This window comes from Anaerolineaceae bacterium oral taxon 439, from assembly GCA_001717545.1.
Taxonomy (GTDB): Bacteria; Chloroflexota; Anaerolineae; order Anaerolineales; family Anaerolineaceae; genus Flexilinea.
This window is the reverse complement of the sequence record CP017039.1, coordinates 2,322,548-2,338,809: the sequence shown is the minus strand read 5'-3', so window position 1 is coordinate 2,338,809 and position 16,262 is coordinate 2,322,548. Positions and strand designations below refer to the sequence as shown.

The 16,262-nt window shown below is 53.5% G+C and carries 17 protein-coding genes and 1 tRNA gene; 14 read left to right on the top strand and 4 right to left on the bottom strand.

From position 1 onward, the window contains the following. The first annotated feature begins 14 nt into the window (after positions 1-14). Together BEQ56_10400 and BEQ56_10395 are read left to right on the top strand one after the other, a co-directional pair. The gene (locus BEQ56_10400) at positions 15-992 is read left to right on the top strand and encodes a hypothetical protein (protein ID AOH43851.1); all 978 of its coding nucleotides are present in this window, start codon (positions 15-17) and stop codon (positions 990-992) included. Continuing rightward, the gene (locus BEQ56_10395) at positions 989-1,948 is read left to right on the top strand and encodes a hypothetical protein (protein ID AOH43850.1); all 960 of its coding nucleotides are present in this window, start codon (positions 989-991) and stop codon (positions 1,946-1,948) included. Before BEQ56_10400 ends, BEQ56_10395 begins: the two co-directional genes overlap by 4 nt. 193 nt (positions 1,949-2,141) lie before the next feature. Here the strand turns inward: BEQ56_10395 and BEQ56_10390 are convergent, their stop codons facing one another. Further along, positions 2,142-3,248 (bottom strand): hypothetical protein, encoded by a 1,107-nt coding sequence (locus BEQ56_10390; GenBank protein AOH43849.1) that lies wholly within the window; start codon positions 3,246-3,248, stop codon positions 2,142-2,144. 455 nt (positions 3,249-3,703) lie between these two features. Between BEQ56_10390 and BEQ56_10385 the strand changes: the two genes are divergently transcribed. Both BEQ56_10385 and BEQ56_10380 read left to right on the top strand, forming a co-directional pair. Then, a tRNA-Leu gene (locus tag BEQ56_10385) sits at positions 3,704-3,788 on the top strand. Between the two features lie 193 nt (positions 3,789-3,981). Further along, positions 3,982-5,487, top strand: coding sequence for a hypothetical protein (locus BEQ56_10380; protein ID AOH43848.1), 1,506 nt, complete (start codon positions 3,982-3,984; stop codon positions 5,485-5,487). A 1-nt stretch (position 5,488) separates the two neighbouring features. Here the strand turns inward: BEQ56_10380 and BEQ56_10375 are convergent, their stop codons facing one another. Beyond that, positions 5,489-5,953 (bottom strand): hypothetical protein, encoded by a 465-nt coding sequence (locus BEQ56_10375; GenBank protein ID AOH43847.1) that lies wholly within the window; start codon positions 5,951-5,953, stop codon positions 5,489-5,491. Between the two features lie 188 nt (positions 5,954-6,141). On the opposite strand from BEQ56_10375, the gene BEQ56_10370 reads away from it, so the two are divergent. Both BEQ56_10370 and BEQ56_10365 read left to right on the top strand, forming a co-directional pair. After that, positions 6,142-6,717: a hypothetical protein gene (locus tag BEQ56_10370; protein ID AOH44505.1), complete on the top strand. Its 576-nt coding sequence runs from the start codon at positions 6,142-6,144 to the stop codon at positions 6,715-6,717. Positions 6,718-6,763: 46 nt separating this feature from the next. Then, on the top strand, positions 6,764-7,228 hold the full coding sequence (locus BEQ56_10365) for a hypothetical protein (protein ID AOH43846.1): 465 nt from the start codon (positions 6,764-6,766) through the stop codon (positions 7,226-7,228). Positions 7,229-7,235: 7 nt separating this feature from the next. On the opposite strand, the gene BEQ56_10360 is transcribed toward BEQ56_10365, so the two are convergent. Next, positions 7,236-7,544, bottom strand: coding sequence for a hypothetical protein (locus BEQ56_10360; GenBank protein ID AOH43845.1), 309 nt, complete (start codon positions 7,542-7,544; stop codon positions 7,236-7,238). A gap of 93 nt (positions 7,545-7,637) precedes the next feature. Between BEQ56_10360 and BEQ56_10355 the strand changes: the two genes are divergently transcribed. The 4 genes from BEQ56_10355 to BEQ56_10340 all read left to right on the top strand — a co-directional run bounded on the left by BEQ56_10355 (position 7,638) and on the right by BEQ56_10340 (position 11,455). Further along, positions 7,638-7,973, top strand: coding sequence for a hypothetical protein (locus tag BEQ56_10355; protein AOH43844.1), 336 nt, complete (start codon positions 7,638-7,640; stop codon positions 7,971-7,973). A gap of 129 nt (positions 7,974-8,102) precedes the next feature. Beyond that, entirely contained in the window at positions 8,103-9,608 is a 1,506-nt protein-coding gene (locus BEQ56_10350) for a ribonuclease II (protein ID AOH43843.1), read from the top strand. A gap of 59 nt (positions 9,609-9,667) precedes the next feature. Next, complete coding sequence (locus BEQ56_10345) at positions 9,668-10,708, top strand: peptidase M42 (GenBank protein ID AOH43842.1); 1,041 nt, start codon at positions 9,668-9,670, stop codon at positions 10,706-10,708. A 36-nt stretch (positions 10,709-10,744) separates the two neighbouring features. Further along, positions 10,745-11,455, top strand: coding sequence for a purine-nucleoside phosphorylase (locus tag BEQ56_10340; GenBank protein AOH43841.1), 711 nt, complete (start codon positions 10,745-10,747; stop codon positions 11,453-11,455). On the opposite strand, the gene BEQ56_10335 is transcribed toward BEQ56_10340, so the two are convergent. Further along, positions 11,412-11,960 (bottom strand): hypothetical protein, encoded by a 549-nt coding sequence (locus BEQ56_10335; GenBank protein ID AOH43840.1) that lies wholly within the window; start codon positions 11,958-11,960, stop codon positions 11,412-11,414. The two genes, BEQ56_10340 and BEQ56_10335, sit on opposite strands and share 44 nt — an antisense overlap. Before the next feature lie 217 nt (positions 11,961-12,177). Here BEQ56_10335 and BEQ56_10330 point away from each other — a divergent pair, with 217 nt between their 5' ends. The 4 genes from BEQ56_10330 to BEQ56_10315 all read left to right on the top strand — a co-directional run bounded on the left by BEQ56_10330 (position 12,178) and on the right by BEQ56_10315 (position 16,242). Further along, positions 12,178-13,434, top strand: a complete 1,257-nt coding sequence (locus BEQ56_10330; GenBank protein ID AOH43839.1) for a sugar ABC transporter substrate-binding protein — start codon at positions 12,178-12,180, stop codon at positions 13,432-13,434. Positions 13,435-13,591: 157 nt separating this feature from the next. Then, a complete protein-coding gene (locus BEQ56_10325; protein AOH43838.1) occupies positions 13,592-14,494 on the top strand; it encodes a sugar ABC transporter permease in 903 nt (300 codons plus the stop codon). Then, positions 14,495-15,343 carry a sugar ABC transporter permease gene (locus tag BEQ56_10320; GenBank protein AOH43837.1) on the top strand — a complete coding sequence of 283 codons (849 nt, stop codon included), beginning with the start codon at positions 14,495-14,497 and terminating at the stop codon, positions 15,341-15,343. A 35-nt stretch (positions 15,344-15,378) separates the two neighbouring features. Further along, positions 15,379-16,242, top strand: coding sequence for a hypothetical protein (locus BEQ56_10315; GenBank protein ID AOH43836.1), 864 nt, complete (start codon positions 15,379-15,381; stop codon positions 16,240-16,242). Positions 16,243-16,262: the final 20 nt, after the last annotated feature.

The following is a 16,262-nucleotide window of genomic DNA, read 5'->3' as shown; positions in this document are numbered from 1 at the left end:
GAAAAGGGAATCCAATGTTCGCGAGATGTATACCGAAACCTGGGAGAAGAGAATATTTCACCTTTTTCCTGCTATTTGTAGAAATAATTGTCTTTGGTTTTATTGCGCCTAATTTTTTATCGAGTCGGAACCTTTTTCGTGTCATACAGAATTCGGCTGAAATATCTATTATCAGTATTGGTATGACGATCGTCATGTTGTTAGGTGGTATCGATCTTTCGGTTGGCTCTGTGATGGGTGTTGTCGCTATTGTCGCGGGCTACATGATCCAGGCGGAAGCTAATAGCTTCCTTATTTTATTGATTGCGATTTTTATCGGGGTTGCGCTTGGGACGGTAAACGGACTGATCATTACGTTTTTTGATATTCCGGATATGATCGTCACGTTGGCGACAATGAATATCTGGCGCGCGTTGATTTTTATGCTGTTAGGAGGGAAATGGTTGACCGGGCTAAACCCAGTGTATGGTTCGGTAACTCGGGCGCGAATATTCGGCGTTCCGATTTTATTGGTGATTGTATTAACTATATATGCCATTTCTTATTACATTATGATGTATCGGAGATTTGGGCGTTCGATCTACGCGATCGGAAGCAATCCTGTCGCGGCTCATCTAAGCGGTATTAAGATTACGAATGTCAAAGTAAAGTCTTATGGCCTTGCCGGTGCGCTGGCTGCAATGGCGGCGATGTTGTATATTGCCCGGATGGGTAGTGTCGAAATGACAATCGGAAGCGATACGGCTATTTCAGCGATTGCGGCTGCGACGATTGGCGGAATTGGGATGAGAGGCGGTGGAAAACGGGGAAGCGTCATTGGGACGTTAGCTGGTGTATTATTTATCGCGTTCCTCAGAAATGGAATCGTTATTCTGGGAATACCGTCTTTGCTCGAGAATTGTTTTATTGGACTTCTGATTATTATCTCCGTTTTTTTTGATATGGTGCTGTGGCCAATAAGAGATCTTCGAAATAAAGTGAGTTGGAAATGAGAAAAATAGCTGTTTTTTTTGTGTCCAGCAGAACGAGGATGTTATTTTTTCTGTTAGCTGTTGAAATTTTGTTGTTGTCATTTTCAAGCCGGTATTTTTTGAGTATTCAAAACCTTATCGAACTTACCCAGTTTGGCGCAGTTTTGCTGCTTCTTGCGCTTGGCGAGTCGATTGTTATGCTATCGGGGCGAGAGGGAATTGATCTTTCAATCGGTGCGATCCTGAGTTTATCCGGGGTTATATTTGGTCTACTGATTCGGGCGGGAGCGGGTTTAATGATAGCGTTAGGTTTGACCGTCGTTGTTGGATTTTTTTTTGGATTCGTAAACGGACTTTTGATTTCAGTTGTTAAGATCCCTTCTTTGATCGCAACGCTGGGAACACAATATATTTTTAGCTCTCTTGCTCTGTTTCTGACAGGAGGGATTCCGATTAGCGGTTTCCCCGAATCGTTTAAATTTCTCTCTTTAAAAAGTACTTTCGGAATTCCCAATCAGATTTTATTTGTTGCGTTTCCAGTCTCTGCTGCGATTCTAATACTGATGTATATGACGAAATTCGGACGGCAGGTATACCTTTTGGGAACGAACCCGGAAGCTGCAAAATTCGCTGTTATTGATGAAAGGAAAATAAAAATAGCGATTTATATGGTCGCTGGCCTTTTGGCATCGTTTGGCGCCATCATTAATAATTCCTGGATCATGACTGCGCGAGCCGACGCTGGAACCGGACTTGAGCTTCAGGCTATCACAGTGGCTTGTTTAGGTGGTATCGCGGTGGAAGGTGGAAAGGGGAGTTTGGGCGCTGTAATTGCAGGCGTATTAGTACTGACGATTCTGAATTCAGGGCTGCAAATTGCCAATGTGAATTCTGTCTGGCAATTAGCTGTCTTGGGGATCGTCCTCTTGGCGGCGGTCGTCTTTAATCAAGCCGTGCGAAAATATTTAAAAATATGAAGCGGGGATCAGTTGAAAAAAAGTGGATTTTCAGAGAGGCTACGTAATTTTCTCGATAAATCAACTCGGGTATATATAAAAAGCCCTCCAGATTTTGATTAAATAAAATAAAATCGGAGCTGAGACTTTAGACTTTCTATGGCTTTCCATGCGAAATTTATTCTCAGCTCCGATTTACTTCTATCGCATTCTCCTACTGAATCGCGATACCCGACCAGATAAACGTCCGCGAATCAGAGCGCGAACCGGCGGAGGAATAAATCGGCGAGCCATCCTCCTGCGAACCCGTCTGACGCACCGGCAGCACATACCACTTGATCGCATGTGGCGCGGGATCGCTCGGGCGGAACGTGATCGGGACAATATACTTCGTATCGCGAACGTATTCAACGAGTCTCCGGCCCGTACCCTGCGTAATATCTTCGATATTCACCTCATACGCCTCGTTTTCCAGCAACGTTCCGACGCCAGCCCATTGCAGTGTAATCGGGTCGCCGGAGGTGTTATAGGAAGCTCCGTCCGCGGGAAGCAGCAAATTCGGCGCGTCGTATGGCGGCGGATATGTCGGCGTGGACGTTGGCCCGGGCGTAACCTGCTCGCAGAGCGGTATGCTCAGCGTCGTTCCGGCAACCACAATATCGTTCATCAGTGCGTTATATTGACGGATAATATCCGTCGAAACGCCGTAATTCAGCGCAATTCCCAGCAGCGTATCGCTTGCGGTTACGACGTACTCGTATGACCCGCAGGCTGCCAGCGTTGCCTGCCGATCTGTCAACGTTCCGGTCGCCATCGGCGTCGGCGTGATAGTTGGCTGCGGAATTTTGAGCGTCATTCCCGGGGACAGGTAGCAGTTCGAAGAAAGATTATTTTCCATGACGATTGTCTGAATTGACACGTTGAACAGCGCCGCGATCGTCGAGCAGAGATCGCCCTCCTTGACCTCATAATCGATTGGCGCCAGCGGCGTCGCGCTCATCTCCAGCGTCGGCGTGTACGTCATCGTCGGCGTCGGAGAGATGGTGGGCGTTCCGGACTGGGTCGGACGCGGCGTCGGTTCCACGACCATCCCGGTACTCTGCATGAAGATAAAAACCAGACCGGCTCCAATCCCGAAAATCAGAATCAGCAACCCGATCGCGATCGGCAGGCTCAGACGGATTTCTGGAATCCGCGGTTTTTTTCGCAGCGCCTCTGTCTCGCTCGCCGCGGCCGTATTTCTCGCCGCTGGCCCCGCTTCCTGCTGCGCGCCTGTAAAGACCCGTCCGCAAACTAAACATCTTGTCGCGGACGCGTTCATTCTCGTTCCACAGGTCGGACAAATCTTCGTTTTCGTCTGTTGGCTTTGTTCTGTCATGCGCCCTATCGTTTTTCTCGCTCGTTAATCGCTGATTCGCGGTTCCTCACGGCTTCCTTCCCTGAAAAGAAACTCATCTGCGCGGATCGGATCATTCCGTCCGCACAGTGAATTCTTAGCCGATTATATCATGTTATGATTGGCGCATGAAGGAACGATGGTCGCTGTATCTGCATGTCCCATTCTGCCGGACCCGGTGCAATTACTGCGATTTCGTGACTTCCGCGAAACACCCGTCTTTGGTAATCCTGCAACCTGCGGTTCATCATGATAGACGACAGGTCAGTTTCCAAAAAATTTCTCTAAGACAATATCACAAACTAACCACAAATTTCCGTCCCGGAAAATCGTCGGGCTTGACAATCGAGCATGAACCGTTATAATAACGTTCGTGATTTGCGCTGGTGCTGGAACTGGCAGACAGGCATGGTTGAGGGCCATGTGTCGCAAGACGTGGGGGTTCGATTCCCCCCCAGCGCACAATCGATCCGTTCTGGGGACCTCTCGATCGAGAGGGTTTTTTATTTCCGGCTTATAATTATAAGGCGATACCGGTTGGGTTCAGTCCCATTTTGAAATCGGACAAGTAAGGAAGCCGACGGCGAAGACGAAAAGCCGCGCGAATCGTTTCGGCTCGATACGGAAAGAACAGCTTTGAGGGGGTAAAAAACAGGAGATGGCTGAATTTGACCTGAAGAAAATATTCGATACGAATTTGCAAATTATTAAATGCAACGTGCTCGCCGAGGTCGCGAGGCTCGCGTTCGATAACGATTTCGATTATTTCAGGATATCGGGTATCCCGGAAAAAGTTATTCAGGACGATTCACCGCGCGTGCGCTGCTGCGTTTACAAAGAACGCGCGATCGTTTCCGAACGGGTCAAGCTCGGACTGGGCGGAAATAAGAGCGATCCGACGCTCGTTGAGGTGATCGATATTGCCTGCGACGAATGCCCCGTGGACGGGATTAAAGTGACGGATTCCTGCCGCGGCTGTATTGCGCATCGCTGCCAGAGCGTCTGCCCCCGCGACGCGATCGAGATTGTCGATACGAAAGCGCGGATCGATAAATCGAAATGCACTGAGTGCGGGCTGTGCATGGAGGTCTGCCAATACAGCGCGATTATCCGTAACGTCCGGCCCTGCGTTAAATCCTGCCCGGTGAAAGCGATTTCGATTGATCCGCTGAACCATCAGAAAGCGATCATCGACGGTTCGAAATGCATCTCCTGCGGCCAGTGCGTGTATCAATGTCCCTTCGGCGCGATTTCGGATAAATCGTTTATCACGGACGCGATCCGGATTTTGCGCGAGTCGGAGAAGAATACGGCGTATAAAGTTTACGCGGTTGTCGCTCCGTCCGTCGTTTCACAGTACGAAGCCTATCCGCAGATTACCATCGGCATGATTTTTTCCGGACTGCTGAAGCTTGGGTTCTATCGGAGCGTTGAAGCGGCGCTGGGCGCGGACCTGACTGCGCTGAACGAAGCGAAGGAGCTGGTTGAAAAGGGCTTTTTGACGTCGTCCTGCTGTCCCGCTTTCGTGAATTATATCCGTTCGTACGTCCCGGGCTTGAAAAACGATATTTCGCATAACCTTTCTCCCATGGCGCAGATTTCGTCCGTCCTGAAGGATCAGGATCCCGACTGCAAGATTATTTTTATCGGTCCCTGTATCGCGAAGAAGAACGAGATTACCTGGAGTTCGGTCGCGCCATATGTCGACTGCGTCCTGACGTTTGAGGAAATGCAGGGGATGTTCCTTGCGAAGAATATCAATTTACTGGAGATGCGCGATTTTGACGTCCGAGACGCGTCCGGATTCGGACGCGGGTTTGCGCGCTGCGGCGGGCTGTCCGACGCCGTCGCGCAGGCGATCAAGGAACAGCACCTCGCCGACGACGGTTTCGAGCTGCGCGGGGTCATGGCGAACGGGTTTGACGAAGTCCGGCGCGAGCTGCTGAAAGCGGCGCGCGATAAAAAAACGAATAACTTTATCGAGGGAATGTTCTGCACCGGGGGATGCGTCGGGGGACCGGCGACGCTTTCGCATTTCGGCAAAAAGCGTCGCCTGGTCGAGAAGTACAGTTCCGCCGCTGGAAACCGGGAGATGATCGGGGCGATTCGCGTGCTGCGGACGCCGTCCGTTCCCGTTTCGGAAACGAAAGAAAAAAATCGATGAGTTAACCGAGCTTCAGCGTCTCCGGACAGAGGATTTTGAAAACAAGTTTCTTATTGGTCCGCGGCGCATGGAGCGTCCTGCCTGGAAGATGACCGTCGGGCGGGAAGAAAACCATGAAATTTCCGGCACTCAGCGGGACCTGCGTGCCTTCGCCCTGATAAAAGACATAATCCCGTTCCGGGTTCTCGTCGGTTTTTGTCAGTCTGGCGGTATGCTGCCAGACGACGGTTTCCTCGCCGTCAACGAGGTATTGGAGATCGATGTAACGATGGTGCGATTCGAATTTTCCCGTTTCGGCCGGCGCGGTTTCGTATGTCTGGATCAGGACGAAGAGGTTTTCGGATACTTCGATCCGGCCGTCCGCGAGCGATTCGGGCCGATTTTCGGCGAGAAAGCGGACCGCGTCGGCGAACCCCGCGCTGAGCTTCGCGTATGCCGACAGGTTTTCGATTGAATCTAAGATCATAGTTCCTCCGGTAGGATGAGTTGAAACGCATGAAGCAATCGCTCAGGCGGAATATTTGGTCCGTTCGCGAAAGCTGACTATACTTAACGATTATAGCCCAGTTCGGACGGATTGGAACGGCGCCAAAGGGCGGATGGAGGAGGAAAAATGCAGTGAACGAAAGAGGGTATCCGAGTCGGGAGGAGGCGCTGGCGACGTTGGCCTGGGCGGAAACGCGGAATCCGGGCAACTGGATCCGGCACAGTCGCGTCGCGGGCGACGCGGCGTTTCGGATTGCGTCGGCGGTTCCGGGGATGGATCCTGAGCGGGCGTCGATTTGCTGCCTGCTGCATGATATCGGGCGATACGTCGGGGTCGTCCGCGCCAGGCATCAAATCGAAGGTTATCGCTTCTGTATGGAACGCGGGTGGGACGAAGCCGCGCGAATCTGCCTGACGCATACGTATCCGCTTCAGGATATCCGGCGTTATAACGAGTACTGGGATATCGACGAAAACGAGAAGCGATTTTTAGCCGATTTTATTCTTGGCGCCGACTATACCGCGTACGACCGCCTGGCGCAGCTCGTCGATTATCTGGCGCTGCCGACCGGGTTCTGTATTATCGAAAAGCGTATGGTCGACGTAGGCCGGCGGCATGGCGTCGACGCAGGGTCGATCGCGCGCTGGAACCGCGTTTTCGAGTTGAAGGAAGAATTCGATCGGGAGATCGGTGGGAATTTATATATGCTGCTCCCCGGAATTGCGGAAAACTCAATCGCTTAGCGCGCAGGAAGCGCCGGGGCGAATCAGGAAAGGAACGAGATCAGGCATGCAAAGCAGTTATTATCCGTATACGCATAAGACGCAGTATTACGAAACTGACCAGATGGGCGTTATTCATAATTCGAATTATTTCCGCTGGTTCGAGGAAGCCCGAACCGATTTCATGGAGCGGGTCGGGCTCCCGTATGCGAAGATGGAAGAAATGGGGCTGAGGATCGCTGTGATGGATTCCGCCTGCTCCTACAAGGCGCCGGTCCGTTACGGCGACGAAGCGATCGTCGAACAGCGGATCATCTTTTTTAACGGTTATAAAATGACAATCCGGTACCGCGTTTTCCGGAAGTCGGATCATGCGTTATGCGCGCTGGGCGAAACGCGTCACGCGCTGCTTTCGGCGGACTGGAAACCGGTCCGGCTGACGAAAGAGCGTCCGGAGATCTACGAGCTGTTCGCGGGGTATGCGCTGCCGTTCGAAGCGGACGAGGACGAAGCCGTCTGGCGCGACCGCTGAGGCGGCGTTAATCGCTTTCGAAGTCGACGGCGACGCGCGCCGCGGCGATCGAAGTTATATATTCCCCGACCTTGACGTGGTCGGGATGCGTCCGGTATGTTTCGAGATCGGCGAGTGAATCGAACCTGGCGACGAGCGCAAAATCGTAGGACGCGCCCGTATGCAGCACGTCGGTTCCGGCGGCGATCGCGCGGATTTCCGGGATCAGCGCGGGCAGACTTTCGAGTTTTTCTTTGACGAGTTGGCCGACGGCGCTATGCGCCGCGCCGATTTCGGATTCCGGCTTGAATTTCCAGGCGACAAGATGCGTAATCATGTGCAGGCGGCTCCCAGCTTTTCTTTTCATTGTACCTGCTTTTTGGGGCGCAAGCGGGGAGAATGCAAGGTATGGCGGTCATGAAATTCTATAATGTGTCAGATTTTGAAGAAGGCGATATATTCAGAACGATTATTCCTCATGAAGAAGATTGCGACACAAAAGGTTGGCAGGGAAAATGTCCCTCGAAATGTCCCTCGAAATGTCCCTCGAATGTCCCTCGAAGAGATGGAAGCTGAAATAATTGATATAATAGAAAAAGATAGTCATATAAGCCGGAAAATTATGGCTAAATCATTAAATGTCAGCGAAAAGACCATCTCAATATATATCAAAGAAATTACAAATATTCGGTTTGTTGGGAAAGGAAAAAATGGGCACTGGGTAGTAGAGTATGATACAGAGCAGAAAGAATCTAATGGAATTTAATGAATAAAATATATATCAAAAAACTAAAATAGTGATATGGATGCGGAAGCTGGGACTGATTCGAAGGCGCACGGTCCGATTCGCCCGGGGACGGTATAATACAGGATTATGATAGAAAGGCGCAGCCGCATGAATCGAAAAGGAACCCGAAAAGAAACGCCGCAATCTGAAACGCATCTTGAGCAGCTGATCCGCATTGCTTACGAAGCGATGCGCGAGCGCGGGCTGGCGCCAGCGTTCACTTCGACCGTGATCGACGCGGTTCGACGGATCGATGGCCCGGAACGTCCGGAGCCGGCGGACCGGGACTTACGCGCTTTGCCCTGGTCCTCGATCGATAACGACGATTCGGAGGACCTGGACCAGCTTTCGGTCGCGCTTCCGGGCGGGGAGGGGGCGATCCGCGTCCTGGTCGCGATCGCCGATGTCGACGGGCTGGTCCCGTTGGGCTCCGTGATCGATCGGCATGCGTATATTAACACGACGTCGGTTTATCCGCCGGGACATGTTTTCCCGATGCTCCCCGAGCGCTTGTCGACGGATCTGACGTCGCTCGATCCGGGCGAAGACCGGGTCGCGATCGTGACGGAGATGGAGGTCGACGGGGAAGGGAGGCTGGTTTCGGAGGAGATATACCGCGCCTATGTTCGGAACCATGCCAAGCTGGCGTATAACACGGTCGGCCCCTGGCTGGAAGAGAAGGCGCCGGTTCCGGCGTCGGTTGCGTCGGTCCCCGGATTGGCGGAAAACCTGAAGCTTCAGAATCGGGCCGCAAAACGGCTTCGACGGCTCCGCGAGGAGAACGGCGCGCTGAATTTCGAGACCGTTCAAGGAAACGCGATTTTTAAGGAGGGGCGGATCGTCGAGCTCCGCGTCGAGGAGCGGAACGACGCGAAGGACCTGATCGAGGATTTAATGATTGCCGCGAACGGCGTGGCCGCGCGAACGTTGAAGAGTAACGCCTTCCCGACGCTGCGGCGGGTCGTTAAGACGCCGAAACGCTGGGAACGGATCGTCTCCGTCGCTGAATCGTATCAAACGCGGCTCCCGAAAAAGCCGGATTCGAAAGCGCTGAACGCGTTTCTCGAAGAACAGCGGCAAAAGGACCCGCGGCGCTTTCCGGATTTATCGCTGACGATCATCAAGCTTCTCGGCTCGGGCGAGTACGTCGCCGAGAAAGCGGGAGAGAGCGGCGAAGGTCATTTCGGCCTCGCGGTCAAGGATTACGCGCATTCAACCGCGCCGAACCGCCGCTATCCCGACCTGATTACGCAGCGGCTCCTTAAGGCGTTTATCGCGGGCGGGAAATCGCCGTACACGTTCGCGCAGCTGACGCGCATGGCGGAGCGTGTGACGAAAATGGAGGACGACGCCGCGAAGGTCGAGCGCAAGGTATATAAAGCTGCCGCGGCGCTCCTTCTTCAGGACCGAATCGGCGAAACGTTCGACGGCGTCGTGACCGGCGCCGCGGAAAAGGGGTACTGGGTACGGCTCCTGAGCGTTCCGGTTGAAGGAAAGATCGTTCAAGGGGGGCGTGGGATCGACGTTGGGGATTTTGTCAGGGTCGCGCTGGTTTCCGTGGACGCGGAAGCGGGTTTTCTGGATTTCCGCCGCGTCCCGGGCCGGCGGCCCTGATTCAACGATTCTGTAAATCGCAGGTAAAAAAAGATTCAGAAAAGAGGCTTAAAAGAAGAATGAAACCGGTTTATCAGGATTTTATGATCGATACGATGATGAAGCTTTTGGCGGTCGACAGCCCTACCGGGATGACCGACGCCGCGGGCGATACTGCCGCGGAGATGATTCGAGAAATCGGATACGATCCGGTCCGGACCGAAAAAGGCGGGCTGGTCGTCGACTTAGGCGGATCGGGCGACGCGATCATGCTCTCGGCTCATCTCGATACGCTGGGCGCGATGGTCGCCGAGATCAAGCCCAATGGGCGGCTTCGCGTCCTTCCGCTGGGCGGGCTCCGCGTTGAAAATACCGAGGCGGAGAATGTGCGCGTGTATACGCGCGACGGTCGGGTCTATACCGGAACGTACCAGCTTTACAACCCGTCGATTCATGTCAACCTGTCGTACGATACAGAGCAGCATACCTTTGATAACATGGAAGTCGTTTTAGACGAGTTCACGAGCTCGCGGGAGGAAACCGCCGCGCTGGGGCTCGAAAACGGCGAGTTTGTCTGCTTCGATCCGCGCCCGACGGTTACGGAACGCGGCTACCTGAAGAGCCGTTTCCTGGACGACAAGCTCTGCGTGGCGATCCTGCTCGCGTATGCGAAGGATCTCCGCGACCGGGGGGCCGTTCCGGCCCGGCGGACCTATCTGCATTTTACGGTTTACGAAGAAGTCGGGCATGGCGGCGCGGGTTCGGTTCCGGCGGATGTCACGGAGTTCCTCGCGCTGGATATGGGCTGCGTGGGCGAAGGGCTGCGCTGCACGGAGCGGAACGTATCGATCTGCGCCAAGGATAAGCATGGCCCGTACAGCAGGCGCATGGTCGACGGGCTCGTCGCCGCGGCGAAGCGGGCGGGGTTGGATTACGTCGTCGATGTGTATCCGCGCTATGGGTCGGACGCGGACGTCGCGCTGAAAGCCGGTTACGATATCCGGCACGGCCTGATCGGGCCGGGCGTTTACGCGTCGCATGGCTACGAACGTTCGCATGTCGACGGCATGAACCAGACGTTCGAGCTGGTTAAAGCGTATATCGGCGAACGCGCGGCGTAATCCTTTACGGCCCGATTTTATCAGGAGGGACATTTCATGAGCACACCGCATATTAATTGCAAGCCCGGCGACTTCGCGAAAACGGTCCTCATGCCAGGGGACCCGCTTCGCGCGAAAAAGATCGCCGAAACGTTTCTGGAGAACGCCGTTCTGGTCAATAACGTTCGCGGCGTCCAAGGTTATACCGGCTTTTATCAGGGAAAACGCGTTTCGGTCATGGCGAGTGGGATGGGCATGCCGTCGATCGGGATTTACTCGTATGAGTTGTTTAACTTTTTCGGCGTGTCGTCGATTATCCGCGTTGGTTCGGCCGGGGCGATCGATCCGGAGCTGAAGCTTTTCGATATTGTTTTGGGCCAGGGCGCGTCGACCGATTCAAATTTCTTCCGGAACTTCAACCTGCCGGGGTCGTTTTCACCGATTGCCGATTTCGGACTGCTGCGGGCCGCGGCGGATGGCTGCGAACGGATGGGGTTCCGTTATCGCGTTGGGAACCTGCTGTCGTCCGACGTATTCTACGGCGAAGCCGGGCTCGACGGATCGTTAGCCTGGTCGAAAATGGGCGTTTTAGCGGTCGAGATGGAAGCGGCCGCGCTGTACATGAACGCGGCGCGGGCGAAGAAGAAGGCGCTGGCGATTTGCACGATTTCCGACGTCCTGACGAGTCAGGCGGAGGTCAGCCCCGAAGAACGGCAGAACGCGTTTACCGACATGATGCGGCTGGCGCTGGAGGTCGCGGAAGCGTAGCAGCGGAGGCCGCGGCAAGGATCCGTTCCTTGGCTTTGATGAGCTTGTTAATGCGCGGGCGGTTGTATCGCTGCGTGATAATCGAAACGAAGTTATTCAGGAACGCATAAGCGACCATCATCCAACCGAGGTCGGGCGGGTTCCAGAAAAAAAAGAGAAATCCGGGCGGGATCATCGTGAGATGGCAGAATTCCGCCCGGCAGCTTTCCCGCCGCCAGAGCTTAAGGTTTTCCAGATCGAACGATTTCAGGTGTTTTATTTCATAAGCGTCGCGGTAGAACGCCGCGCCGGAAAACAGGTATTTCTTCCAGGACCGGACGTGGAAAAATTTCTGGTAGATTTCGCCGTCCTGTTCCCAGGGCTTGCATCGGAAAATGACGCTGTCCGGGTTGAATCGCTGGATCGGGATCCGCGAGGCGAGGAAGCCGATTCCGAGATGGAGAACGACCCAGATGACGACGTCAAGAAGGATCGTCTGACCGTGTGAAAGAAAAATCAGCTGCATAGCTGAATTATAGCTGAATTCGCGGAGAAGGCGGAACCGACCGCGCGCGGTCGGTTCGGAAACCGTTTCATCAAATTTTATTTCATGGGAACGTCGTTAAAAGGTGGAAATCGGCGGAACTCCGGGCATAGGCCGCGGAAATAAAATTTTATTTCATTGACAAGCGCATTCAGACCGGTTAAAATAGATTAAACAGTTCTCAAAAAGGAGAAAGAAGATGAAGATGTTATCGAAGGGTAGTTTATTGTCAGTCGCTTTCCTGTTGCTTGCGTTCGTTTTCGCGCCCGTCGCCGCTGAAGACGTCACGCTCGAATTCGCACAGTGGTGGGAACCCGAATTGCCAGCGGGCGAATTCCGCGCGCTGATGGACGCGTTCGAGGCGCAGAACCCCGGCATCAAAGTTGAATTATTAAGCGGCCCGTATTCCTCGACGAAGGAGCAGGTCGTTGCCGGCGCCGCCACGGGTACGATGTCGGACGTTGTCGGGCTGGACGGCGCCTGGGTCAGCGATTTCGTCAAACAGGGCGCGATCGCCGATCTGACCGCGATCATGACCGGCGCGGAATATGACGATTCGCAGCTGGCGTCGCAAATCCAGCTGAACGGATCGACCTTCATGATTCCGGTCGTCAATTTCGTATATCCGTTATTCGTCAATAACGCGATTCTCGAAGCCGCGGGCGTCAGCGAGATTCCGACGAACCGAAGCGAATTTTTAGCCGCGGCCAAAGCGGTTACGAGTAAAGACGGAAACGTTTCCGGCTGGATTTTGCCGCTGTCGCTCGATACGCCGAACGGAATCCAGAACGACGTTATGGCGTGGGTCTGGGCTTCGGGCAAATCGATGATGAAAGACGGGGCGCCGGACCTGACGAACGAAGACGTCAAGGCGGCCGCTGAATTTATTAAGACGATGTACGACGAGGGGGTTATCGCTCCCGGCGCGTTCACGCTCAAGGAACAGGATAAGGTCGAGGAGTTCACCAACGGCCGCGTCGGAATGACGATTACCTCCCTGGCGCATATCAACCTGATCCGCGAACGCAACGCCGATCTCGCGTTCAGCATCGCGGCAATCCCCGCGATCGACGGTTACGAAGGCGAACGCGGGATCCCGTACGCCTCCTGGGGGATCGGGATCGCCGAAAACTCGGAACATAAGGAAGAAGCCTGGAAGCTGGTTTCTTTCCTGATGAGCGAGGAAGTTAACAGCAAGCTTTCGACGATCGCGCACGCGTTCCCGGGGAACACCAGGTCGGTCCCGGACTACGTCAATTCCGATCCGACGTTCGCCGAAGCTTTCAAGATTTATCAGGACGGGTATCCGGCGAACGAATTCGTTGGCCTTCCAGTCGCTGAAGAACTGATGCGCATGTTCGACGAGCAGTTCCAGCTTTACCTGGAAGGCGAGATTACGGTCGACGAGATGCTGGCCGCGGCGCAGGAAGCCTGGCTTCCCGAGTTTTCGAAGTAAATCGGGCCCCGCTTTAGACGAACCGTTCGCCGCTGTAAAAAAGGCCTGCCGCTGAGCGAATCGTTGCGGGCAGGCGGAGAAAAAGGCGCGGTTCAGGGAAATTACAGCTTCCGGATCGGGGCTTCCCCCGATCCGGAAGCGATCGGAGCGAACCAGCATGGTTAAACGTGAATCAGCGACCCTGATAAAATTCAAAAAAAAGATAACCCCGTATTTCTATTTAACGCCGACGCTTTTACTGATGTTTGTTTTGATGGTCATTCCGATCGTCATGGTCATTCAGTATTCCGTGATGGACAACGTCATCATGAACAAATCGCCGCGGCTGATCGGAGCAGGGAATTATTTCAGAATCCTTACGGATAAGAATTTCCATACCGCGGTTTCAAATACGTTAATCTTTACGCTCGTCAGCGTCGTCGCGCATATGGCGATCGGGCTGGGGTTTGCTTTGATGCTGAACTCCCCGATCCTCGGGAGCCATACGAAATCCTTTTTCAGGGTAATTTATATCCTGCCCTGGGTTTTTACCGCCGCGATTATCGCGATTCTCTGGCGGCTGCTCCTGAACCCGAACGGCGTCATCAATTATTTTCTCGAAACGCTCGGGCTCATTTCAGAAAAGGTTGAATGGCTTGGATCGCGGAAGACGGCGCTCGGCGCGCTGACCTTTATTAATATCTGGTCGGGGTACCCGTTTTACATGGTCAGCCTTTTAGCGGGGCTGCAGGGAATTTCCGCCGATTTATACGAGGCGTCGGAGGTGGACGGCGCGACCGGCGTTCAGCAGTTTTTCTATATCACCGTTCCGCAGCTGAAACCGATTATCGTCAGTATGGCGATGCTGGATTGTATCTGGACGACGCAGCAGTTCTCGCTGGTCTGGATGACGACCGGAGGCGGTCCGATCCGGGCGACCGAGATGATCAGTACGTTTACCTATAAACTCGCGTTCAGCAAGTATGAGTTTTCGATGGCGTCCGCGAGCGCGGTTTTCATCCTGATTATTTCGATGATCCTGTCGTTCTTCTACGTCAGGACGCAGGTTTCGAGGGATTGAATGATGAAAGCGCAGAAAAAAAAGACGCCCGTCTGGGTCAGAGCTGTCCTGTTGTTCTTCCTTTGCGTCGGCGCGATTTACGCGGGGTTTCCGATTTTCTGGATGTTCGTTTCGTCGTTTAAGCCGAATACGGAAATTTTCGCGTATCCGCCGCGAGTCTTTTCCGAATCGTTTTCGTTCGACGCTTATTTACGGATTTTTCAGGATCCCGCGAAGGTCCGCTTTTTTATCAACAGCTACTTTATCGCCGGCGCGGTCATGATTTTGACACTCGTCGTTTCGATCCTGGCGGCCTACAGTTTCAGCCGCTTCGATTTCAGGTTCAAGAAGATTCTGAATATGCTGATTATCAGCGTTCAGGCGGTCCCGCCGATTACGCTGCTGATCCCATATTTCGGGCTGATCGTAACGCTGAAGCTGTTTAATACGTATTGGGCGTTGATCCTGACGTACATGGTTTTTACGCTTCCTTACGCGATTATCATGATGACAGGGTATTTCAATACGCTTCCGAAGGATTTGGACGAAGCTGTTATGATTGACGGCGGGAGCCGTCTATTGGCGCTTCGCCGCGTTCTTGTCCCGATTTCGGTCCCGGGTCTGATTTCCGTCGGCTTGTATACCTTCATGCAGGCCTGGAACGAATACCTGTTCGCGCTGACGCTGACGAAGACGATCGACATGCGCACGGTCCCGATCGGGATTCAGCTTCTCATGGGCCAGCATTCATACGAATGGAACGAGATGATGGCGATGAGTATTTTAGGCAGTCTGCCGGTTGTTATCCTTTTCCTTTTCTTCCAGCGCCATTTTATTGGCGGGATGACGGCCGGATCTGTAAAGAGTTAGGTTCGATACATTAAAGAAATAAGAGGATTTTTATTATGTTGATGAATATGAAGGATTTATTGTCGGTCGCCCAGGAGCATCGTTTCGCCGTTCCTGCGTTTAATATCAGCGATTATTCGATGTTCAAGGGGATTATGGAAATCTGCGAAAAGAAGAAAGCGCCGGTTATCCTCGCGATTCATCCTGACGAGCTCAGCTTTACCGGAACGGATATCCTGAAAGCGCTGATCGAGCGCGCGTATAAATCGCCGGTCCCGGTCGTTATTCATCTCGACCACGGCGCTTCGCTTGAGCAGATTCTCACGGCAATCCAGGCCGGCTTTACCTCAGTCATGATCGACGCGTCGCATTTGCCCTTTGAAGAAAATATCGCAATTTGTCAGCGCGCCTGCGCAATCGCGCATCCGGTCAACGTCTCGGTTGAGGGTGAGCTGGGGACGATCGGTTCGACCGATTCCGAAGCGGAAGCCGGCGCGGATCATATTACTTTCACCGATCCGAACGACGCGCGGATTTTCGCAGAACGGACCGGAATCGATACGCTGGCGGTCGCGATCGGAACGTCGCATGGTATTTATCCGAAAGGCTTCAAGCCGGAGCTGCGGCTGAACCTGCTGAAAGAGATCGACCGTGAGGTCCCGATTCCGCTCGTTCTCCATGGCGGTTCGAATAATCCGGATTCGGAAATCGCCGAGTCGGTTACGCTGGGAATTAATAAGATCAATATTTCCAGCGATATCAAGGTTGCGTATTTCAATAAGATGCGCGAGGTCCTGAAGGACGCCGGGCTGCGCGAACCGAATACGATCGAACCGGCCTGCATTGCGGCAATGAAAGAGGTCGCGGCACATAAGCTCGAACTTTTCCAGACGATCGGTAAAGCCGAACTTTATAAATAATATATAAAAATCGGAGAAAT